20 protein-coding genes and 1 pseudogene are annotated in these 22,016 nt (G+C 66.4%); 12 read left to right on the forward strand and 9 right to left on the reverse strand.

The annotated features are described in order from the left end of the window. Positions 1-3 precede the first annotated feature (3 nt). The gene (locus H7J86_RS05845) at positions 4-1,041 is read right to left on the reverse strand and encodes an LLM class F420-dependent oxidoreductase (protein WP_090357166.1); all 1,038 of its coding nucleotides are present in this window, start codon (positions 1,039-1,041) and stop codon (positions 4-6) included. 59 nt (positions 1,042-1,100) lie between these two features. Between H7J86_RS05845 and H7J86_RS05850 the strand changes: the two genes are divergently transcribed. Beyond that, positions 1,101-2,609 carry an acyl-CoA carboxylase subunit beta gene (locus H7J86_RS05850; RefSeq protein WP_267289846.1) on the forward strand — a complete coding sequence of 503 codons (1,509 nt, stop codon included), beginning with the start codon at positions 1,101-1,103 and terminating at the stop codon, positions 2,607-2,609. Between the two features lie 33 nt (positions 2,610-2,642). Here the strand turns inward: H7J86_RS05850 and H7J86_RS05855 are convergent, their stop codons facing one another. From H7J86_RS05855 to H7J86_RS05865, 3 genes are read right to left on the reverse strand one after another with little or no spacing between them, the layout of a single operon-like run. Further along, positions 2,643-3,689 (reverse strand): TIGR03857 family LLM class F420-dependent oxidoreductase, encoded by a 1,047-nt coding sequence (locus H7J86_RS05855; protein WP_090357170.1) that lies wholly within the window; start codon positions 3,687-3,689, stop codon positions 2,643-2,645. A gap of 50 nt (positions 3,690-3,739) precedes the next feature. Continuing rightward, positions 3,740-4,111, reverse strand: a complete 372-nt coding sequence (locus tag H7J86_RS05860; RefSeq protein WP_187098849.1) for a nuclear transport factor 2 family protein — start codon at positions 4,109-4,111, stop codon at positions 3,740-3,742. Next, the gene (locus H7J86_RS05865) at positions 4,108-5,148 is read right to left on the reverse strand and encodes a phosphotransferase (protein ID WP_267289848.1); all 1,041 of its coding nucleotides are present in this window, start codon (positions 5,146-5,148) and stop codon (positions 4,108-4,110) included. Before H7J86_RS05865 ends, H7J86_RS05860 begins: the two co-directional genes overlap by 4 nt. Before the next feature lie 66 nt (positions 5,149-5,214). On the opposite strand from H7J86_RS05865, the gene H7J86_RS05870 reads away from it, so the two are divergent. Beyond that, positions 5,215-5,832, forward strand: a complete 618-nt coding sequence (locus H7J86_RS05870; RefSeq protein WP_235632824.1) for a TetR/AcrR family transcriptional regulator — start codon at positions 5,215-5,217, stop codon at positions 5,830-5,832. Here H7J86_RS05870 and H7J86_RS05875 read toward each other — a convergent pair. Together H7J86_RS05875 and H7J86_RS05880 are read right to left on the reverse strand one after the other, a co-directional pair. Further along, positions 5,829-6,275, reverse strand: a complete 447-nt coding sequence (locus H7J86_RS05875; protein WP_267289850.1) for a nuclear transport factor 2 family protein — start codon at positions 6,273-6,275, stop codon at positions 5,829-5,831. The two genes, H7J86_RS05870 and H7J86_RS05875, sit on opposite strands and share 4 nt — an antisense overlap. A 2-nt stretch (positions 6,276-6,277) precedes the next feature. After that, a complete protein-coding gene (locus tag H7J86_RS05880) occupies positions 6,278-7,099 on the reverse strand; it encodes a mycofactocin-coupled SDR family oxidoreductase (protein WP_187098846.1) in 822 nt (273 codons plus the stop codon). 84 nt (positions 7,100-7,183) lie between these two features. Between H7J86_RS05880 and H7J86_RS05885 the strand changes: the two genes are divergently transcribed. From H7J86_RS05885 to H7J86_RS05895, 3 genes are read left to right on the forward strand one after another with little or no spacing between them, the layout of a single operon-like run. Beyond that, positions 7,184-8,182: an aromatic ring-hydroxylating oxygenase subunit alpha gene (locus H7J86_RS05885; protein ID WP_267289852.1), complete on the forward strand. Its 999-nt coding sequence runs from the start codon at positions 7,184-7,186 to the stop codon at positions 8,180-8,182. Continuing rightward, positions 8,179-8,769, forward strand: a complete 591-nt coding sequence (locus H7J86_RS05890) for a cysteine hydrolase family protein (protein ID WP_267289854.1) — start codon at positions 8,179-8,181, stop codon at positions 8,767-8,769. Before H7J86_RS05885 ends, H7J86_RS05890 begins: the two co-directional genes overlap by 4 nt. Further along, positions 8,762-10,426, forward strand: a complete 1,665-nt coding sequence (locus H7J86_RS05895; protein WP_267289856.1) for an acyl-CoA synthetase — start codon at positions 8,762-8,764, stop codon at positions 10,424-10,426. Before H7J86_RS05890 ends, H7J86_RS05895 begins: the two co-directional genes overlap by 8 nt. Here H7J86_RS05895 and H7J86_RS05900 read toward each other — a convergent pair. After that, entirely contained in the window at positions 10,413-11,888 is a 1,476-nt protein-coding gene (locus H7J86_RS05900) for an aldehyde dehydrogenase family protein (protein WP_267289858.1), read from the reverse strand. The genes H7J86_RS05895 and H7J86_RS05900 overlap by 14 nt on opposite strands. Before the next feature lie 177 nt (positions 11,889-12,065). On the opposite strand from H7J86_RS05900, the gene H7J86_RS05905 reads away from it, so the two are divergent. Beyond that, a complete protein-coding gene (locus H7J86_RS05905) occupies positions 12,066-13,289 on the forward strand; it encodes a cytochrome P450 (protein ID WP_267289860.1) in 1,224 nt (407 codons plus the stop codon). A gap of 63 nt (positions 13,290-13,352) precedes the next feature. Here the strand turns inward: H7J86_RS05905 and H7J86_RS05910 are convergent, their stop codons facing one another. Next, a complete protein-coding gene (locus tag H7J86_RS05910; RefSeq protein ID WP_276065096.1) occupies positions 13,353-14,819 on the reverse strand; it encodes an aldehyde dehydrogenase family protein in 1,467 nt (488 codons plus the stop codon). A 186-nt stretch (positions 14,820-15,005) separates the two neighbouring features. On the opposite strand from H7J86_RS05910, the gene H7J86_RS05915 reads away from it, so the two are divergent. From H7J86_RS05915 to H7J86_RS05940, 6 genes and pseudogenes are all read left to right on the forward strand, one after another. Then, the gene (locus tag H7J86_RS05915; protein ID WP_090357189.1) at positions 15,006-15,428 is read left to right on the forward strand and encodes a Zn-ribbon domain-containing OB-fold protein; all 423 of its coding nucleotides are present in this window, start codon (positions 15,006-15,008) and stop codon (positions 15,426-15,428) included. Positions 15,429-15,439: 11 nt separating this feature from the next. Then, positions 15,440-16,585, forward strand: coding sequence for a thiolase family protein (locus H7J86_RS05920; protein WP_267290605.1), 1,146 nt, complete (start codon positions 15,440-15,442; stop codon positions 16,583-16,585). A gap of 93 nt (positions 16,586-16,678) precedes the next feature. Then, positions 16,679-17,911: an amidohydrolase family protein gene (locus tag H7J86_RS05925; protein WP_090357193.1), complete on the forward strand. Its 1,233-nt coding sequence runs from the start codon at positions 16,679-16,681 to the stop codon at positions 17,909-17,911. A 3-nt stretch (positions 17,912-17,914) separates the two neighbouring features. Beyond that, positions 17,915-19,129 carry a cytochrome P450 gene (locus H7J86_RS05930; protein ID WP_090357195.1) on the forward strand — a complete coding sequence of 405 codons (1,215 nt, stop codon included), beginning with the start codon at positions 17,915-17,917 and terminating at the stop codon, positions 19,127-19,129. Positions 19,130-19,166: 37 nt separating this feature from the next. Then, positions 19,167-20,386, forward strand: a pseudogene (locus H7J86_RS05935) (HNH endonuclease signature motif containing protein). 137 nt (positions 20,387-20,523) lie between these two features. Then, positions 20,524-20,826, forward strand: a complete 303-nt coding sequence (locus tag H7J86_RS05940; protein WP_090364846.1) for a PLD nuclease N-terminal domain-containing protein — start codon at positions 20,524-20,526, stop codon at positions 20,824-20,826. Between the two features lie 7 nt (positions 20,827-20,833). Here the strand turns inward: H7J86_RS05940 and H7J86_RS05945 are convergent, their stop codons facing one another. Beyond that, a complete protein-coding gene (locus H7J86_RS05945) occupies positions 20,834-22,015 on the reverse strand; it encodes an acyl-CoA dehydrogenase family protein (protein ID WP_187098836.1) in 1,182 nt (393 codons plus the stop codon). Position 22,016 lies beyond the last annotated feature (1 nt).

Below are 22,016 nucleotides of genomic sequence, written 5' to 3' on the forward strand. Positions count from 1 at the left end.
GCTCTATCTCCTCCCCAGGATCCGAAGTTCTTGCAGCACATCGGATATCGCCGCCTCCGACAGGCCGGGCGGGAAGCCGGGCAGTACCCGGTCGATGACGCCGGCGCAACGTTGATGTAAGGCAGCGGCCACCTCCGGCAGCGGTGCGACCACGGTGAACGCCCTCAGCACCTCGTCATCGATCAGCCCGGCCATGGTGTCCCATTCCCCCAGCCGCGACAGGCGGTGCAGTTCGGTGTGCAGGTCGCCCCAGCCGTGCAGGTCCAACACCTTGCGGTAGGCGGGGGTGGATCCGTAGAAGGCGATCTGCTTGCGGTGCGCGGCGGCCGCGGCGGCGAACTGCTCCTCGGTCTCGCCGGTTACGACGAAGACCGGGCAGGACACCTCCAGTGCGCATCGGTCCCGACCGGACCGCGCCAACCCGGCCCGCACCGCGGGGATGGTCACCTCGTCGAGGTAACGCCGGGTGGTGAAGGCGTGCGCAATGAGCCCGTCGGCCACCTCACCGCACAACTGCGTCATCGCATCGCCGACGGCGGCCAGGAAGATCTTCGGCAGGCCATGCGGATGCGGCTCCGGGGTGAACATCGGGGTCATCAGCCGGTGCGTGTAGAACTCCCCCTCGAAGGCGAGCCTGCTGTGGTCGCGCCAGGAGGCCCAGATCGCCTGCACCGCAGCGACGAACTCGCCCATCCGGCGCACCGGCTGCCCCCACGGCATGCTGAACCGTTTTTCGATATGCGCCTGTACCTGGGTACCGAGACCGAGGATGAACCGGCCTTGCGAATAGGACTGCAGGTCCCAGCCCAGACCCGCGACGATCATCGGATTGCGTGCGAAAGCCACCGCGATGCTCGTGCCGAGCTGCATCCTGGTGGTGTGCTCGGCGGCAAGAACGAGCGGCAGGAAGGGATCATGGTTGATTTCACCGGTCCAGCACCCGTCGTAGCCCTGTTCCTCCAGCGTGCGCGCCACAGCGGGCACCTCATGCAGGTCGCTGGGGATGCCCCGATCAATGGCGAGCCGGGCGCGGTTACCCATGCCGGGGACGCTACAGTAAGCAATTCAGTATGGTCAACGCCAGCAGACAGGGACCGGTGATGGCGAACGCTTCGGACTGGCAGGAAACTCTCGACGATCTCGATCGCCGACGACGGCACACACTCGGCATGGGGGGCCACGAGCGGGTCGCCAAGCACCGCGCCAAGGGCAAGCTGGATGTGCGCGCCCGACTGGACCGACTACTGGACAAGGGTTCGTTCCGCGAGCTCGGCATGCTCGCCGGCGAGGATATCGCCGCCGACGGCATCGTGACCGGCTCCGGGCTGATCAACGGCTCACCGGTGATGGTGGGCGCCGAGGACTTCACCACCCTGGCCGGCAGCATCGGGCCATCGGGTAACGCCAAGCGGTACCGGGTGGCCGAACTCGCGCTGCGCGACAAGATTCCGTTGGTCATGTTGCTGGAGGGCGCCGGCCACCGTGCCAGCGGGGAGCGCTACGGACGTACCCCCACCGATCTACTGGCCCAGGCACAGTGCTCAGGCCGGGTGCCGACGGTGGCCGCTCTGCTCGGTCCGTCGGCCGGACACGGCGCGCTGGTGGCACCGGTGAGCGACTTCCGCATCATGAGCAGCCAAGGTGCCATCTTCACCGCGGGTCCCCCGGTGGTGAAGGAGTCCACCGGCGAGGAGATCACCAAAGAAGACCTCGGCGGTCCGAGCGTCGCCCTCTACAGCGGAGTGGTCCACAACCTCGGCGAAGACGACGAGGCCGTCATCGACGACATCCGGCGCTACCTGTCGTACTTCCCGTCGAGTGCGTGGTCCTATCCGGAACAGGTCGCAGAGGACATCGCAGAGGACGAGGAGACCGCGCCCCGGCCGACCCCAGAACTGTTGGACATCATCTCGCGCGACAATCGGCGCGTCTACAACATGCGTTCGGTGCTCGACGTCGTATTCGACAACACCGATTGGTTCGAGGTCCAGCCGTATTTCGGCAAGGCCATCATCTGTGCACTGGCGCACCTGGGCGGCCATCCGGTCGCCGTGGTCGCCAACCAACCCAACGTGCTGGCCGGATCCATCGATGCCGACGCCGCCGACAAGGCAGCACATTTCATCATGGTGGCCGATTCCTTCCATCTGCCGATCGTGTTCTTCGCCGACAACCCGGGCATGCTGCCGGGCAGCCGCTCGGAGCGCTCCGGCGTGCTGCGGGCCGGCGCCCGGATGTTCGCCGCGCAGACCGCCGCCACCACGCTCAAACTGCATGTCACACTGCGTAAGGCGTACGGCTTCGGCTCAATGGTGATGTCGCTGCTGGGATTCGACGGGCAAGACGCCACCTTTGCCTTCCCCGGCGCCACCATGGGCGCCATGAGTGCGGCGGCGCTGTCGAAGGCCTCGCACGCCGAGGAGGATTTGGCCGCCACCCTGCGTGAAGCCGAACTCACGGCCTCGTTCCGGTCCGCCGGGCGTCTCGGTTTCGATGAACTCATCGACCCGCGCGAGACCCGCGACCAACTGCTCGACGCGTTGCGGCGGGGACTGCGATCCCGCCAGGCGGCCGCCGAACCGGTGCAGCGCACCGTCATCCTGCCCTGAGCACGCGGTGCGGGTGTGGCGGCGCCCGAGGGCTCAGGACTGCCGGTAGGCCGTCACGATCGGTTCCAGCTCGTCCGGGGTCGCCCCGTGCAGGATGACCGCGTCGGCGCCGTAGCCGAACTCCTTGCGGATCCGGTCCACACACTGGCGCGCCGATCCGGTCGCCGAGGGCTCCAGCCATTCGTCGGGGATCAGGGTGGCGATGTGCTCGATCTGTTCGGCGGTGGCCTTGTGGTCGATTCCGCCGGGGATCGAGGTGACCACAGGGTCCTCGCGGAAGCGTTGCAGCACAGCAGGATCCCAGTTGTTCGTGGCGACCAGGAGATCGCCGTAGCCCTGGAGGTAGGTAGCCAGGCGGGCAACGGTCTTCTTCAGCCGCAGTTCCTCGGGTAGGTGGTCGCCGACGGTGGCGAAACATGACCACACCCGCACGCTCGCGGGATCTCGGCCGGCTTGCTCGGCGGCGTCCTTGACCGTTTTGACCGCGCGCTGCAATGTCTCCGGTGTGAAGTAGGTGTGCAGGATGACATCGTCGAAGGCGCGGCCACCGAGGGCCAGCGTCTGGGGCCCGAACGCCACGATCGCCAATCGGATGTCCTCCCGGAAATCGGGATCCAGGAACAGCACCTGGTACTTGCCGATCGGTCCGTCGTGGTTGAAGATCACCTCGCCGTGCCACAGCCGGCGCATCACCTGCGCGAAGTCCTCCATCTGCGCGGTCGTCACCGCGGGCACGCCGAAGGCGTGGTACATGGCCGCGATCCCGCGCCCGATGCCCAGGGTGAACCGACCCCGGGACAGCTTGTGCATGGTGGTGGCCCAGGATCCGGTGATCAACGGGTGGCGGGTGTGGTGATTGGTGGCGGCGGTGGCGATCTGCATCCGATTCGTCACCGCGCACGCGGCACCGGTGAGCGACGAGGCCTCCTTGACGTTCCAGCGCTCGGAGATGAACGCGGTACCGAATCCGAGCTCCTCGCCCCGGCGCGCCTCGTCCATCAGCGTCGCCGGACCCTCACCCCCGGCGCCGGCCAGCAGGTAGTAGCCCAGTTCGTCGAGTACTGCTGCGCCGATCCCCATGCCGCTTCGCTCTCCCCCGCAAGCGGGAGGTACCCCCAGCCCGCCGGACGTCACGCCCAAACTCCTTGCTTGTAGCCACAATTCCACACCTCGGTGATACGGCCGTCGCGCACCCGGAAGATCTCGATGCTGCTGATGGTGGTCGCGGCACCGTCCTTGAGCGTCATCGGAGACTGGTAGACGATCGCGACGTGCTCACCGTCATCGCCGGCCACCACCAGGTTCAGGTCGAACCGGATGGTGTCGAACATCGCCCAGTGATCCACCACCCGCCGGACCGCTTCGGCATGGGTGAGGGTGGTGGACTCCCCGACGTCATGCCGGATCACCTGCTCGCCCAGCAGTTCTTCGGCCAGCGCGAAGTCACGTTCGTTCCACACCACCAGGTTGTACTGCTCCACCACTTCCCGTGCCGACCTCACCGGAACTCCTCCAGCGCACCGGTGTCCTCGATCGCCGCGACGGCGCGGTCGATCAGCGTCACACACAGCCGCCTCGACCGGTCGGGCACGATATCCCAGGTGAGCAGGGCAACCACCGGCATGTACATCAGAAGGGCGACGCCGAGTCGGTAGTGCCGCCATGCCTGCTCGAACGAGTAGTCGTTGACTCCATGGGATTTCAGGTATCCCACATATTCGTGCACCAGGTCACGGTCCTTGCCGCGGCGAACCTCGGTCGGCAGGCCCTGGCTGACCAGGTAGGCGATATCGGCCGCCCCTGCTCCGCGCACCGCCAACTGAAAATCGACGATCTTGAGAGCGTCGTCGCGGAAGAACATGTTGTCGGCGCGGATGTCGCCGTGCAGCAACATCGCCCGTTCGGTCAGCGCGGTCAGCGCCTGCGGCGCCAGGTCACCGAACCGCTCGGCGAACCTGGCGACCTGGTCGGGTACCGGTTGGTCGGTCTTGTCCAGATACAGTTGCCAGCCGGGAGTGAAAGCGGGCAGGAACAGATCCCTGGTCAGCGCATCATCGATCACCGGAAAACGTTGCAGGGAAGCCTCTTCGGCATCCGTCTCGGACCACGCGTGCAGGCTTGCCAGTGCGTTGAGGGTGGCCCGGGCCCGCGGCAACGACAGGCCGGCGAGATGGTCGGCGTTCTCCCAGTCCCGCAGGTCCTCCAGCACCAGCACGAAATCGTCGCCCGAGATCAGCGCGGCGTGACAGGCCGGGACGGACAACGGCGCCGCGGCTGCGATGTGGCGGTAGAAGTCGAACTCTCGCCGGTACCCACCGAGCAGCGCCATACCGCCGCGCGCCTCGGATTCCGCGGGGAGTTTCACGATCACGGTCTCGGGAACATCGGTCCCGGTCAACTGCAACCGGTAGAGCAGCGCCGAGAATCCGGTGTCCTCGGCGATCCGCTCGGCCCGCGCGGCGGTGACGGTGCCGGGCAGCGCCTCCGACAGCCAGGCCGCCGTCACCTCATCGATACCGGACGGCACCACCGAAGTCATCGTTGACCTTTCGGGAAATTTGACGCTGAACAACTAAGTTAGTTGTCGGCCCACTAATATGCAAGGGTGCCGTCCCCCGCCCAGGGCCTGACCCAACCACAACGCGTCGAGATGTCCTCCCAGCGGCTGCTCATCGCGGCCGCCGAATTGATCGTCGAAAAAGGCTGGGAGGCAACGACAGCGGCGGAGATCGGGCGGCGCGCCGGGTACAGCCGGGCCATGGTGCACGCCCGTTACGGCAGTAAGGACGCCATCCTGGCGGCGTTCCAGCAGACCTACGTGGCCCGGCTGAACCCCGATCCGGAGCCCGATGCCGATGGTCTGGCGCAGGTGCTCGCGCATTTCGAGCGCATCCAGGAGATCCACGCGGTGGACCCCGCACTCATGCGGGCCATGTTCGTGTCGGCGTTCGAGGCGGTCAAGACCGTCTCCCCGCTGCGTGAGGCCGTCCGCACCCAACTGCGCGACGCGGCCGGCAAGATCGAGGCCGGCCTGCGCACCGGCATCGACGACGGATCGATCCGGCCCGATATCGATATCGACAGCGCCCGGGAGGACATCACCGCGTCGGTATTCGGCATCGCCTTCCAGTGGATCGTGGTGCCCGAGGATCACGATCTCGACGCCGAGATCAACCGCGTTCGGGCACGGCTGATCTCAAGCTACGCGCCGGCGCGCGTCTAGCCGCCGGCACTGCCCGCGGTGAACCGCAGAATGGTGCGCGTCAGATGCAGGCTGGTGATCACCCATGTGCCCGCGCGCTTCTCGTACGTCTCGTGATAGTGGCCGGCCCCGAACAGTTCGCCCCCGTTCGCGAACAGCAGCAGATCCTCCATCGCCCAGATCGCGGTGGCGGTGGTGTCCGAGGTCAGCGTGATCTCCGGGGTGTGACAGTGATGTTTGGTCTGAGCACCCTCCACCCCGCCGAGCACGACGGGCAGGAATTCGTCCAGGCCGTGCAGATCCGGCGCGGTCTGTCCGTCGGCTCCCCCGGTGGAGATCGCCATGTCCAGTTTGACCACCACGTCCGGTGCGAACACCGTCTTCCATGCCTCGATGTCCTTGGTATCCAGGAACCTGCAGTAACGGGCCTTGAGCTGGCGGATCGCCTCGACGTCATCGGTCATGTTCAGAACTGTGCCATTCCGTTGTCGATCGACAGGGCCACCGCGCTGATGTGCCGGGCCTCGTCGGAGGCCAGCCAGACCGCGGACGCGGCGATGTCCTCCGGCTCGACGATCCAATTCGGGGTGAACGGCGTGCCCATCTGCACCAGCGCCGGGTTGGTCTCGAAGGCCTTGTTCAGGGCGACGACCATGTCACCGGTGCCCATCGCGGTCGCCACCGGACCCGGGTGCAGGCTGTTCACCCGGATGTGATGCTTACCGAGTTCGGCGGCGAACGCGCGTGCCATTCCGGTGACGGCGTGCTTACTGGCGGTGTAGTGCACCATGAACGCCTGCATCTTCACGCCCGCAAGCGAACTCACCAGGATGACCGACCCGCCCCGGCCGCCGTCGATGATGTGCTGAGCGCCGGCCATCACCGTGTTCCAGGTGCCGATGACGTTGACGTCGATGGTGTCGCGGAACGATTCCGGGGTGATGTCGTGCCATGCCTCGGGGATGGTGATACCCGCATTGGCGACGATGACATCGAGGCGCCCCAATTCGGCCACACCGTCAGCGACGGCGGCATTCAGGCCGTCGTAGTCGCGGACGTCGACCACGCGGTGAAAGATCCGCCGGCCCTCGGCCTTCACCAGATCGACCGTCTCCGCGAACTCATCGGGTGTGGCCGACAGATAGGGCACCTTCGGTGGCAACGGTCCGGCGATGTCGACCGCGATGATGTCTGCGCCCTCTCTCGCCATCCGCACCGCGTGCGCGCGCCCTTGGCCACGCGCCGCTCCGGTGATGAACGCGACCTTGTCGGTCAACAACCCTGGCATCGTGCTCCTTTTGCATTTCACAGCAGTTGCAGACGATACTACTGTAAGCTGTTCAGTATCTCGGCCGGATCGCGGAGGTTGATCGTGAAGGTTCCGTTCACCTGGAAGGTCACCGGCTGGTTCGTCATCGGCTGGTCGGCGGAGTTCCTCACCGGCGAAACCCGGGCCCTCCGATACTTCGGTGAAGACCTCGTCGCCTGGCGGGACGAGTCGGGTGAACTGCACCTGATGGAGGCGCACTGCAAGCATCTCGGCGCCCATCTGGGCCACGGGGGCAAGATCGTCGGCGACTGCGTGGAATGCCCCTTCCACGGGTGGCGCTGGGGACCCGACGGCACCAACAGATTCATCCCCTATCAACCCGACCGGCCCAACCGTGGAGTCCGCCTGCGCGTGTACCCGGTGCGGGAACAACACGGTGTGGTGTTCATGTGGCATCAACCGCACGGGACGCCGCCGCAGTGGGAGCTGCCCGACATCTTCGACAAGTTCCCCCAGTTCCCCACCGACCCAGACGGGTACTACCGCCCGTTTCCCGAATTCTCCCGGTTCGCCGAGAACGAGCCCGTGCATCCGCAGATCGTCGCCGAAAACGGGCCCGACAGCGCACATTTCCGCTATGTGCACCGCGCCACCGTCACCCCGGTGTGCCTGGACTGGAAAGTGGTCGACAACGAATGGCAGTTCCTCACCGGGTGGCCCGACGCGCGCAGTGCCGACCCCGACCGGATGGCGCTCTACATCCACAGCCACTTCTCCGGCCTCGGCTTCGCCATCAGCGTCTTCGAAGGCGCCTCCAACCACCGGCTGATCTTCGCGTGCACACCCGTCGACGACCAGGTGTCGAACATGTTCTATTCGATCTGGTGGCCCAAAGAACCCGGCGACACCTCCGATATCCCACCCGAGGAGGTCCGTAAGCGGGTGGAGAAGCAGTACCTCGTCACCGTCTGGGACGACCTGGAGATCTGGCGCTATCAGAAATACGTCGAACGGCCGTCGCTGTCCAAGATCGACGCGAAACCCTATATGGCCATCCGTAAGTGGGCCACCCAGTTCTATGAGGTCGGCGTGGACGCGTGAGCACGGCCGTCATCACCCAGGAACTCCAGGGTGCCGTGGTCGGGCCCGACGCCGGGCTGGCCCTGCTCGCCGAGGAGGCACAGCGGGTGGCACTGCCCAACATCGCCCGGTTGCTGCCCGCGGCCCGTGCCGCCGGCCACCACGTCGTGCACTGTCTGGTGCAGCGCCGGCCGGATGGGTTGGGCTCCAATCACAATGCCCGGCTGTTCGCCGCGGGTAAGCGCTCCGTCGACATCACCCCCGGGAGCGCCGGTGCCACCCTGCTGCCCGAATTCGGTCCGGAGCCCGCGGATCTGGTGCTGTCACGCTGGCACGGCGTCGGCCCGATGGGTGGCACCGATCTGGACGCGATCCTGCGCAATCTGGGTGTGACCACCATCGTCGCCGTCGGCGTCTCGCTGAACATCGCCATCCCCAACCTCGTGATGGACGCCGTGAACGCCGGCTACCGGGTCGTGCTCCCGCGCGACGCGGTCGCGGGATTCCCGGCCGAGTACGGTGCGGCTGTCATCGACAACAGTCTGTCCCTACTTGCCACCGTCACCACCACCGATGATCTGATCGCGACTTGGAGCACACATGCCTGACGCAGCAACGCAATTCACCGTTACTGCCGTGGCCGAATCGGTCGCAACCGCCATACCGGACCGCACCCTGGTCAGCCAGGGCGAGCGCCGGTACAGCTATCGCCATATCGTGGACCGGTCGAATCGGCTGGCGACCTACCTGCATTCACGCGGTCTGGGCTGCCACACCGACCGTGATGCGCTGGCCGGTCATCAGGTGGGCCAGGATCTGCTCGGCATCTACGCGTACAACGGGCCGGAGTTCGTCGAAGGACTGCTGGGCTCCTTCCGCGCCCGGGTGGCGCCGTTCAACGTGAACTACCGCTACGTCAAGAACGAATTGCAGTATCTGCTGGCCGATTCCGAGGTTTCGGCATTGCTGTATCACGCGGCGTTCGCACCCCGGGTCGCCGAGATCCGCGCTGAGCTGCCGAACCTCAAGGTGCTCATCCAGATCGCGGACAGTTCCGGTAATGAGCTGCTCGACGGCGCGGTCGACTACGAGTCGATTGTCGCCGAGAATGTCCCGGCACCCCCGGTGCAGCCCTCCCCCGACGATCTCTACGTCCTCTACACCGGTGGCACCACCGGCATGCCCAAGGGCGTCTTGTGGCGCCAGCACGATATCTTCATGACCGCCTTCGGCGGCCGCAACATGGTGACCGGCGAGCGGGCCGGCTCGGTCGACGAGATCGCACAACGGGCGGCCGAGAACCCCGGCACCAAGCTGCTGATTCTGCCGCCGCTCATCCACGGCGCCGCCCAGTGGGCCGCCATGACGGCGATCACCACCGGTCAGACGCTGGTCTTCCCCAGTGTCGTCGATCGTTTCGACACCGATGACGTGGTACGCACCATCGAGCGCGAACAGGTGCTGGTGGCCACCGTCGTCGGCGACGCCATGGCCCGGCCGCTCCTGACCGCGATCGAAACCGCTCTGCGTGACGGCACCGCAGATGTCTCCAGCCTGGCTGTCGTCGCCAACGGTGGCGCGCAGCTCACTCCGTACGTCAAACAGCGATTGATCGACGCCAAACCGGGGCTCATCGTGATCGACGGCGTCGGCTCCTCGGAGACCGGTGCGCAGATGAGCCACATGTCGGCTCCCGGCACCGTCTCGACCGGCACCTTCAATGCGGGACCCGATACCTGTGTGGTGGCCGAGGATCTCAGTTCCGTACTGGCGCCGGCACACGACGGTCTGGGCTGGCTGGCCCAGCGTGGCTACGTCCCGCTGGGTTACAAGGGGGACGCAGCCAAGACGGCGGCGACCTTCCCCGTCATCGGCGGCGTGCGCTTCGCGGTGCCGGGTGACCGTGCTCGCCATCTGGACAACGGCGCCATCGAACTACTCGGCCGGGATTCGGTGACCATCAACTCCGGCGGCGAGAAGATCTTCGCCGAAGAAGTCGAATCCGCGATCGCCTCGCACCCCGCGGTCGCCGATGTCGTGGTCGCCGGCCGGCCCAGTGAGCGGTGGGGCTCCGAGGTCGTCGCGGTGGTTGCGCTGGCAGACGGCGCCCATGTCGACGCCGAGGAGCTCATCCGGCACGCCGAGAAGTCCATCGCGCGTTACAAACTGCCCAAAGCCGTGGTGTTCCGGCCGGTGCTTGAGCGCAGCCCGGCGGGCAAGGCCGACTACCGGTGGGCCCGCGAACAGGCGATCACCGCTTCCTGAGCCTGCGATGGGTGCGCCGGCGCGCCATGGCGAGGGTGGCGTCGGCGTACAACCGCAGTCCGCGCCGGAACGGCGGCGCCGCGCTGCCGGTCATGCTGAACGGCAGGTCGGTACCCACCACCGTGCGCTGGTGACTGAACGCATCGAAGCCGGCCTTGCCGTGGTAGGCGCCCATACCGCTGCGCCCGACGCCGCCGAATGGTGCCGCCGACGGAATCATCTGCGCGGCGAAGTCGTTGCGGGCCACACCACCACTGCGGGTGTGGCTCACGAAGGTCCGGAACGCCGTGCCGTCGGGTCCATACCAGTAGGCCACCAGGGGCGCGGGGCGGGCGTTGATGTAGTCGATCGCCTGTGTCAGCGTGGAGTACCCGTGCACCACCAGGACAGGTCCGAAGATCTCCTCCTGGGCGATCTTCATCGTGTCGTCGACATCGCGCACGATGGTCGGTGCGATCTTGCGGCTCGTCCGGTCCGGCAGCGGCTCGCCCAGCGGCGCAACGGCTTCCACCGTGGCCCCGCGGGTGCGCGCATCGTCGATCAACCCGACCACCCGGTCGAAGTTGGCGTCGTTGACGCTCGAGCAGTAATCGCCGTTGGCGATGATCGACGGGAACATGGTGCGCAACGTCTGGCGGGCGACGTCGACGAACTCGCCGATCTTGTGGTCTGGCACGAAGACGTAATCGGGACAGACGCATACCTGTCCGCCGTTGACCATGCGTGCCTGAGCGATCCGGGTGGCCGAGCGGCGGATATCGGCGTCGGGTGCCACCACCACCGGGTTCTTGCCCCCGAGTTCGAGGGTCACGGGGACCAGGTTCTCCGATGCAGCGCGCTGCACCAGGGCGCCGACTCCGGGCGAGCCGGTGAAGAAGAGGTGATCCCACGGCAGCGTCGAGAACTCCGCGGCCGTCTCGGCACCACCGACCAGCACGGCCAGTTCGGTTTCGTCGAAATAGTCAGGCGCCTTCGCGCACATCACCTCTGCTGTGTGCGAGGTGATCTCGGACATCTTGATCATCACCCGGTTTCCTGCGGCGAACGCGGCCGCGGCCGGCAGCACCACCAGATTCAGCGGGAAGTTCCATGGACCGATGATGCCGACGACACCCAGCGGCGCCGGCTCCACCTCGGCTCGCAGGCCCGCCACCCGGGCGGCACGCATCAGCTTGGTCGCCCGCATCCATTGCGCCACGTGGGCTCTGGTGTGTTCGATCACCGGGATGATCCCGACGACTTCGGTGAACAGTGATGCCGACCGGGACCGGGTGCCGAAGTCGGCCGCCATCGCGTCGGCGAACTCGTCGGTGTTGTCGAGCACCAAGGCCAGCAACCGGTCGATGCGGTGCCGCCGGACCGCGACGTCCGGCGGTCCGTCGGCGATGAAAGAGCGCCGCTGACGGTCCAGCAGGGCACGCATGTCGACCCGGCCACTCACCCGTTTGTCGGTCGTGCCCATATCCGCCCGCTCCCTTCCGGTGACTGCCACGGTAGCAGCCCGCGCCGTCCCAATGCGCTGACGCCGTCCAGCGACATCCCCGCTGGAAAGCGAGGTGTTTCGACCTACCGGCATCATCTACTGTAATCTTTACCGTAATAACGATTGCATTCGATCGCACCACAGCGGGGAGCAGGCGTGGAAAGCCAGATCGAGGATCCGACCGGTACCCCGGACGTCCTGAGCGAATCCTTCAACCTCTTGCGGGATCCGTATCCCCTGTTCGCGTATCACCGCGCCCGCAACGGCGTGTTCGAGGGCAGTGTGATGGACTGGCGCAAGACCCCCGAGTCGCTGCGCGCCGAGCATCAATTCGCCGCAGTGTCGTTCGATGCGGTCAGCACCGTCTTCCGGGACGGCAAGTCCTTCAATTCGAAGATCTACGACGCCACCATCGGTCTGTTCATCGGACCGTCCATCCTGGCCATGGAGGGCAAGCCGCACCGGGACCATCGAAACCTCGTCACCACGGCATTCAAGACGAAGTCGCTGGCCCGCTGGGAACCCGAGATCGTGCGGCCCATCTGCGAGGCGCTGATCGACGAGTTCATCGAGGCCGGGCGCGCGGACCTGGTCCGTGATTTCACCTTCGAGTTCCCCACCCGCGTCATCTCGAAGTTGCTGGGTCTGCCCGAAGAGGATCTGGCCTGGTTCCGCGCGCGTGCCGTCGAATTGATCAGCTACACAGTCAAATACAAGCGCGCCTTCGAGGCGTCCGCGGCGCTCAAGGACTACTTCCTCAACCAGATCGAACTGCGCCGTTGCTCGCCCACCGACGACATCATCGGAGACCTGGTGACCGCCGAGGTGTCCGGCGAGAAGCTCACCGACGAGGCCATCTACTCCTTCCTACGACTGCTGCTACCCGCCGGACTGGAAACCACCTACCGCTCTTCGGGCAATCTGTTGTATCTGCTACTGACCCATCCCGAGCAGTTCGCGGCCGTCCAAGCCGACCGGGGACTGCTCGGCCAGGCCATCGAGGAAGCGCTGCGGTTCGAGACACCGCTGACCACCGTGCAACGTTCGGCCAATGTCGAGACCGAGCTCGATGGGGTGAAACTGCCCGCGGGCGCCGTGATCGACGTGTGTATCGGCTCTGCCAACCGCGACGAAACCCGTTGGGAGCGATCCGAAGAATTCGACATCTTCCGCACGCGCGTGCCGCACATCACCTTCGCCGCCGGCGAGCACACGTGCCTGGGCCTGCACCTGGCCCGGATGGAGACCCGGGTGGCGATGGAGTGCCTGCTCAACCGTGTCACCGATATCGAACTCGACACCAGCACCGATCCGCATGTCTTCGGGCAACCGTTCCGTTCACCCACCGCCATCCCCGTCACCTTCGAACCGGTCATCTAGCCAGCGCCGCGGCCGACGACGGCGATCGCGTTGTCCGACTTCCCCATTCGTGGCCACTTTCTGCTATGCGGACTGCCGGGGCAGTCGCCATCCGATCGTCTTGGTCTCGGTGTACTGCGCAAAGCCCTCGATACCGCACTGCCGGCCGACACCGCTGTTCTTGTAGCCGCCGAACGGAGCGTCGGCTCCGTAGTACATGCCGCCGTTGACACCGACGGCGCCGCTCCGGATCCGGCGTGCCACAGCCATGGCACGCTCCGACGATGCCGACACCACCGCTCCGGCCAGGCCGAAAGCACTGCCGTTGGCCAGCCGTACCGCTTCGTCGTCATCGTCGAACGGGATGAGCACCAGGACCGGACCGAACACCTCGTCCTGCGCGATCGACGACGACGGATGCGCCCCGACGATGACCGTGGGCGCCACGAAGTGTCCACCGGCCAGATGAGCCGGCAACCCCTCGGGCACAGCGCCGCCCACCACGATCTCGGCACCGTCGCGGCGCGCGCCCTCGATGGCGTCGAGCACCCGCTGTTTCTGGGCTGCACTGATCAATGGGCCCACCAGCGTGGTGGGCAGTACCGGATCGCCGACCGGCACCGCGCCGAAGGCCATCGCCACCTCGGCGACGGCCTCATCGAACAGGCTGCGGTGCACCAGCATCCGGGTGTTGGCCGCACACGCCTGACCGGCGTGCACGCAGGCGCCGATGGCGCCGGGGATGATGTGCGCCGGGTTGGCGTCGTCGAGCACGATCATCGCGGACTTGCCGCCCAATTCGAGGAATGTACGCTTCATGGTGTCCGCACCGACCCGCATGAGGTGCTTGCCCACGGCGGTCGACCCGGTGAACGACACCATGTCCACGCGCGGGTCGGTGCCGAGCCGGCCGGCCACCTCGTTGGACGGCGTCGGCACCACATTGACCACACCTGGCGGGATGTCGGTATGTTCGGCGATCAGACGACCCAGCCGGGTGGCGTTCCAGGGCGTGTTCGGGTCCGGTTTGAGCACCACCGTGTTACCGGCCGCCAGGGCCGGGCCGAGCTTGTTGAGGATGACCTCGATGGGGAAGTTCGACGGTGTGATCGCCGCGACCACACCGACCGGTTCCTTGACCACCGTCCGGGCGTTGCGCTCACCGAACAGGCCGCCCCCCACGAGTGCGCGCTCCCATTCGAATTCATCGATCAGTCGGGCGGGGTAGCGCAGCGCATCGGCGAGCGGCCAGTCCAGTTGTGCGTTCTGCGTCGTCATGGCCGGGCATCCGACCTCGGCGATCAGTTCCTCACGCAGATACTCCATTTCGACCTCGATGGCATCCTGCAGTTGCAGCAGCACACGCCGGCGCAGTGCGCGATTGGTCGACCACTCGCTCTCATCGAAGGCGCGCCTGGCGGCGCCGATCGCGGCGTCCATATCCTCGGCATCGGCGGCCGCGGTCGCGCCCAGCACCAGCCCGGTCGCCGGGCTGACATTGTCGAACTCGGCGCCGGAGGCGGCCGCCACCAACCGACCATCGATCAACATGCGTTTCTCCGCACGGCTCGCCGCACGCCGCCCGATCTCCACGCTCGTGCTCTGCTCTGCGACGAGCTCGCTCACCACAACCTCCCTCACCCCGGCTTCGTGGCCTTACCGACCAGACCCGATATACGATACTGTAAGAATTACAGTTGGCTTCTACAGTTCACCGAATCGGCAGGAGGCGCGCCCATGCAGACAGCACTGGCACCGGAGATCTCGACATGGCCGGCTGCCGATCCAGCGCTGATCGGCAGCCGCTGCGGCGCCTGCGCCGCCACCACGTTCCCGGTGCAGCACCGCTGCCCGAAATGCAGCAGTGACACGATGACCGCTGAACCGCTGCCCCGCCGCGGCACCCTGGTGGCCTGGACCACCCAGGGTTTCCCGCCAGGCCCGCCGTACAAGGGTCCGACCGGCAAGGATTTCGTGCCGTTCGGTGTGGGGCTGGTCCAGCTGGGAGATGTGGTCCGGGTTGAGGGCCGGTTGACCGAGAACGACCCCGCCGCACTGCGGTTCGGCCAGCACGTCGAACTGACCATGGTGCCGTTGGCCACCGATGCCGAGGGCAACGACATCATCACGTTCGCGTTCGCCCCTGTGCAGGAGGACTGATGAGCGCCGGCGTGAACGACGTAGCGATCATCGGGGTCGGCCTGCACCCGTTCGGCCGGTTCGAGGGCAAGTCCGCCATGGAAATGGGAGTGGACGCGATTTTTGCGGCCGTCGCCGACGCGGGAGTCGAATGGCGCCACATCCAAGCGGCAACGGGCGGCAGCTGGACGGTCGCCAACCCCGACGCCATCGTCGGCATGGTGGGGCTGTCCGGAATCCCGTTCACCAATGTGTTCAACGCGTGCGCCACCTCCGCGTCCGCGGTCAAGGTGTGCGCCGACGGTATCCGGCTCGGCGACTACGACATCGGCATCGCCGTCGGGCTGGACAAACACCCGCGCGGCGCGTTCACCGAGGATCCGGCGCTGGTCGGGATGCCGAGCTGGTACGCCGAGAACGGCCAATACCTGACCACCCAGTTCTTCGGCATGAAGGCCAACCGCTACCTGCACGACCACCACATATCGTCGCGCACGCTGGCCAAGGTGGCCAACAAGAACCTGCGCAACGGCGCACTCAATCCGAATGCTTTCCGGCGCAAGCCGATCGCCGAGGACGACATCCTCAACTCGACCATGCTGAACTATCCGCTGACGCAGTACATGTTCTGTGCGCCCGATGAAGGCGCCGCCGCGGTGGTCATGTGTCGCGCCGACATCGCGCACCGCTACACCTCCAAGCCGGTGTACCTCAAGGCCGTGGAGATCCGCACCCGCCGCTACGGGGCTTATGAGGTGAACACCACGTGCGCGCCGGTGGAAGAAGACGTGGCACCCACCGTGTACGCCGCCCGAGCCGCATTCGAAAAGTCCGGTGTCGCACCCGAGGACGTCGATATCGTGCAGCTACAGGACACCGATGCCGGCGCCGAGATCATCCATATGGCCGAATGCGGATTCTGCGCCGACGGCGACCAGGAGAAGCTCCTCGCCGACGGCGCCACCGAGATCGGCGGCTCACTGCCCATCAACACCGACGGCGGATTGATCGCCAACGGCGAACCGATCGGCGCGTCCGGTCTGCGGCAGATCCACGAACTGGTGCGCCAGCTCCGTGGCGAGGCCGGTGATCGTCAGGTCCCCGGCACACCGCGAGTCGGCTTCGCCCAGCTCTACGGCGCCCCCGGCACCGCCGGCGCCACCATCCTGACGCTCTGACCCACCCCCCGCCGAAATGAACACACGGGCCGCAAAGTGCGAGTAGATCCGGCCATTTCGTCGATCTCGGCATCCTGAGAAAGGCAAACCCCGATGACCCAACAGTTCCGGGACGCACCGATCTTCGACGCGGACCAACACATGTACGAGACCGGCGACGCGTTGACGAAATTCCTACCGGAGAAGTACAGCCGCGCCGTGCAGTACGGACAGTTCGGCAAGCAGACCCGCATCGTGATCAACAACCGCGTGACCGACTTCATCCCCAACCCCACCTTCGAACGGGTGGCCGCCCCCGGAGCGCACGAGAAGTTCTTCGCGGGTGAGAACACCGAAGGCCAGACCCTGCGCGAGATGCAAGGCCAGGCCGTCGAGGCACCCGAGGCGACCCGGAATCCGGTCGCACGGCTCAAGGAGCTGGACCGCCAGGGGGTGACCGAGGCGTTGAACTACCCCACCCTGGGCAGCCTGGTAGAGCACTCCAGTGCCGATGACCCGGCCCTGACCCTGGCGATCATCCACGCGCTCAACGAGTGGATTCACGAGCACTGGGGGTTCAACTACGAAAACCGGGTGTTCACCACACCGATCATCAACCTCTCCGAGGTCGATGCCGCCCAGCGCGAGCTCGCCTGGCTACTCGAGCGCGGCGCGAAAGTGGCGCTCATCAAGCCCGGTCCGGTGAACGGACTGCACGGCTGGCGCTCCCCCGCTCTCCCCGAATTCGACCCGTTCTGGCGTGATGTCGAAGCCGCCGGGTTACCCATCGTGCTGCACGCCAGCTACCCACCTTTGGACGACTACGTCGGCAAGTGGGAACCGCCGTACACGCAGAACTTCATGACGCAGAGCGCCTTCCGCTGGATGGTGCTGGGCCACCGCGAGATCGCCGATATGATCACCGCTCTCATCTGCCACGGCACCCTGACCCGGTTCCCCAAGCTGCGCGTCGCCAGCGTGGAGAACGGCAGTGGCTGGATCTTCCCGCTGTTCAACGATTTCGAGGACCTGCAGAAGAAGATGCCGCAGAACTTCCCCGAACACCCGCACGACGTGTTCCGGCGCAATATCTGGGTCAGCCCGTTCTGGGAGGGCTGTGTGTCCGATGTGGTGAACACCGTGGGCTGGGACAAGGTCATGTTCGGTTCGGACTACCCACACCCGGAGGGGCTTGCCGAGCCGAAGGGCTTCTGGAAGTACGCCGAAGGCATGGACGTACGTCGCACCTACGACTTCATGGGTGACAACGCGCGCCGGTTCATGGGCCTGCCGTTGGCGAATCCCGACCCCGCCGCGGCGCAGCCGCCCGCCCTGGCCGAGATCTGAGCCATGACCACGGCGACCTCACCCAAGGTCGAATTCGACCCGTTCTCCGAGGACTTCTTCGCGAATCCGTATGACATCTATCGCCGGATGCGGCAGGAGACCCCGGTCTATTACAGCGGTCGGTACGACTTCTATGCGTTGTCCCGGCACGAGGACGTCGCTGCGGCGTTCAAGGATTACGAAACCTTCTCCTCCGCTTACGGTGTCGATCTGGCGCAGGTACGCAAAGGCGAAGTGACCGAACACGGGTCGATCATCGCCATGGACCCGCCGGCGCATCGCCGGATGCGCAGCCTGCTCAACAAGGTCTTCACCCCGCGCGCCATCGAGGCGCGCCGCGAGTTGGTGACCTCGTCGGTCGAGCGGCACTTGGCGGCGGTCGACCCGCGCGGGTTCGACTTCGTCCAGGACTTCTCGGCGCGGTTCCCAGTCGACGTGATGACCATCATGCAGGGCGTGCCCGAGCCGGACCGCCAAAAGGTCCGGGTATGGATCGACGATCTCCTGCACCGGGACCCCGGCCAGGTCGACATGAGCGAGTCCGGTCTGAAGGCCGGGGTGGACATGGCGGTCTACTACTACCGGCTGGTCAAGAGGCGCCGTGGTGAGCTCGGTGAAGATCTGCTGAGCACCCTGATCGCCGCCGAGATCGAGCGCGACGGCGGTGCGATGGAACCGCTGACCGACCTCGAAATCACCGAATTCGCCATGCTTTTGGGCGGCGCCGGTGCCGAAACCGTCACCAAATTGCTGGGGAATGCGGCCGTCGTGTTCGCGCAGAACCCGGATCAATGGCAGAAGCTGCTCGACGACCGCAGCAAGATCCCGCTCGCCGTGGAAGAGCTGTTGCGCCTCGAAGCGCCCGCACAGTACAACGTCCGCCGGGCGCTTCGGGACGTCACACTGCACGGCGTGACCATTCCCGCAGGCAAGCCGGTCTTCCTGCTGGGCGGCTCGGCCAATCGAGATCCTCGGGCCTGGACGGATCCCGACCGATTCGACATCGCGCGTGACCGCACCCAGGCGCAGAATCTCGGGTTCGGCTACGGAATCCACAGCTGTTTGGGGGCGGCGTTGGCCCGGATGGAGAGCGGGGTGGCACTCGAGCGGATGCTGGACTTCATGCCGCACTACGAAGTGGACTGGTCCGGCTGCAAACGCGTCAACATGCAGAACGTCGCGGGCTGGAGCCATGTGCCGGTCAGGGTACTTCCCTAGCTCCACCTTGTCGTACCCCTCTGCGAGAATTGGGGTCATGTCCGGTACCGCAACATCTTTGGCCGCCGGAGAGCGGCTGGAGGTGTTGTTCGACGAGATCGCCGAGTTGTGCGGGCAACGCAATGCGATCGATGGGCGCCTGGTGCAGATCGTGGCCGAATTGGAGCGCGAGGAGTTGTGTGGCCTGACCGGCGTCCGCTCCATGTCCGCTCTGGTGGCCTGGAAAACCGGGGTCGCCCCGCGCAACGCCGAGACCGTCGTCGCGATCGCACGGCGGCTGGAAGAGTTCCCGCGCTGCACCGACGCCCTGCGGGAGGGCCGGTTGTCACTGGATCAGGTCGGGGTGATCGCCGAACGCGCCGCCGAAGGCTCCGACGCGCACTACGCCGAACTCGCTGCGGCGGCCACCGTCAGCCAATTACGCACCGCAATCAAGATGGAACCGCGACCCGATCCCGAGACACCGCCCGAATCCGGACCCGAGGTCAGCACAACCTCCACCGGGGAGCGGTACACCACCTATCGGATCCGGCTCCCGCGGCTGGACGCCGCGAAATTCGATGCCGCCGTGCAGTCCCACCATGACGCGCTGATCGCCGAACACCCCGCCGACACCGAGGAAGCGTTCCCGACGCGGATCGATGCGTTCATGAGCCTGGTCGAGGCCGGCTGGGATTGCGACGTGGCCCAGCGTCCGCACGGCCAGCACACCACCGTGGTCGTACACCTCGACATCGACAAGCCGGTCGCATCACTGCATCTGGGCCCGCTGCTGTCCGACGATGAACGCCGTACCTGCTCTGCGATACCACCTGCGAGATCTGGTTCGAACGCCACGGCCAACCGATCGGCGCCGGCCGGACCACCCGCACCGTCAGCCGCCGCCTGCGCCGCGCACTGGAGCACCGCGACCACCGCTGCGTGATCCCCGGCTGCAGTGCCACCCGCGGGTTGCACGCCCACCACCTCCAGCATTGGGAAGACGGCGGCCCCACCGAACTGTCCAACCTGGTACTCGTCTGCCCGTTCCACCACCGGTTGCATCACCGCGGCGGCCTCACCCTCACCGGCCCCGCGGATCGGCTGGTCGTCACCGACAGCGACGGCCGAAAACACGAGGGCGGAGCCTTGGCCCGCCCACCCACCACACCGGCACCCGCGGTCCCGCCCTACCCCGGGCCGACCGGGGAACGCGCCCAATGGTGGTGGTACCACCCCTTCGAACCCCAGCCGCCGCCGGAAACTGACCGGGGGTGACGTCCGCGCAGGTCAGGCCGTCCTGCGGCGCGAGCCTGCGCCGCGTTTGCTAGATTCGCAGCATATGAGTCGGCCCATCGTTGCGCCATCCGGTCGATCACGCCACTGACCGCCGGCCTACGAGAGGACCGTTGCCCGTGCCCTACCTGGGATTGCTGGTCACCGCGCTCATGGTGATCGCCATCGTCGACATCGCCCGCGCTGACGAATCGCGCATCCGCGGACTCCCCCGCACCCAGTGGACATTGCTGGTCGCCCTCGTTCCGGTGGCAGGCGCGCTCGCGTGGTGTATCGCGGGGCGCCCATCGCAGGATCGGAGTGCACCCGAGCAGCCGATCACCGATCCGGGTGCCGAAGAAGAATTCCGCCGGCGGTGCCGGGAGCGCGCCGAGATGCAACGCCGGGCCGCACGCTCGGGGCGGGACAACTCGACCGACTGACAGGTCGTCAGGAAACCACCTTCTGGCGCGGCGGCGCGTAGGCCGGCTTACCCAGCCCCAGCACGTGCTGGGCGATCATATTGCGGAAGACCTCGAGCGTCCCGCCGTAGATCCCCACCAACGGCGCGAAGCGGTACACGTACTCGCTGCGGTCGTCCAGCCCGCCCTCGGCTCCGATGGGCAGTGCGGCGGCCGGTCCGGCGATATCCATCAGATCAGGTGCCACATCCCGCATGGTCTGCGCCAGCGCGACCCGTCCGAAGATGCTGGATGCGGACAGCGACGCCTCGATCCGGGCGATGCTGCGGCCCAGCCGATAGCCGACCGAGGTGTCTTCGGTGGCCCGCGCCCCGACCAGGGCGGCGATGTTGTCGGCGGCCTCCACCATGAATCCGGCCTGGTGCATCATGATCGACACATCGGCCAGCCCGTCATCGGCGGCCGCGACCGCGCCGTGCTCGGCGTCCAGGGGTTCACGCACGACCGTCCAGCCGCCATTGACCTCGCCCATGCGGTACGTGTCCTCGACGCGGACATCCGAGTAGTACACGATGTTGGTCCGGTCGCCGTCGACGGTGCGGATACCCTGGATCTCGATGCCCGGCAGATCCAGGGGCACCAGAAACATGGTGAGGCTCTTGTGTTTCGGTGCGTCGGGGTCGGTGTTGGTGATCAGGAAGACGTACTTGCAGTTGTGCGCGCCGGTGGTGAACATCTTGGAGCCGTTGATAATCCACGTTGATCCATCGCCATCGCGCACCGCGCGGGTCTTGCACGTGGCGACGTCGGAGCCGCCCTCCGGTTCGGTGTAGCCCAGGCACAGCCGCACCGTGCCGTCGAACACCCCACGCAGCACCTCGTCACGGATCTCGGGCTGGGCGAATTTCGCCACCGACCGGGCCACCATCGAGGTGGTTCCCCACGTCACCCATGGCACCTCGGCACGGCGCTTCTCCAGCTCCCAGATGCGGCGACGGACCCGGGTGAACCCGCCGTCGGTCTCGGACTTCCACTCCTTCTCCAGATACCCGGCGGCGGCGAGGGCCAGATGCACACCCTCGTCGAAGTTGTCACCGGTCTCCCGGTCGCGACGGATGACGTCCTCGGTCACCACGGCAGCCAGGAACTCGCGCACCTCGGCGCGAAAGGCCTCGTCCTCGGCGGATAGTTCGACTCGGGAGAAATCCATG

Origin of the sequence: Mycobacterium hackensackense (genome assembly GCF_025822555.1) — a bacterium.
GTDB lineage: Bacteria > Actinomycetota > Actinomycetes > Mycobacteriales > Mycobacteriaceae > Mycobacterium > Mycobacterium fluoranthenivorans.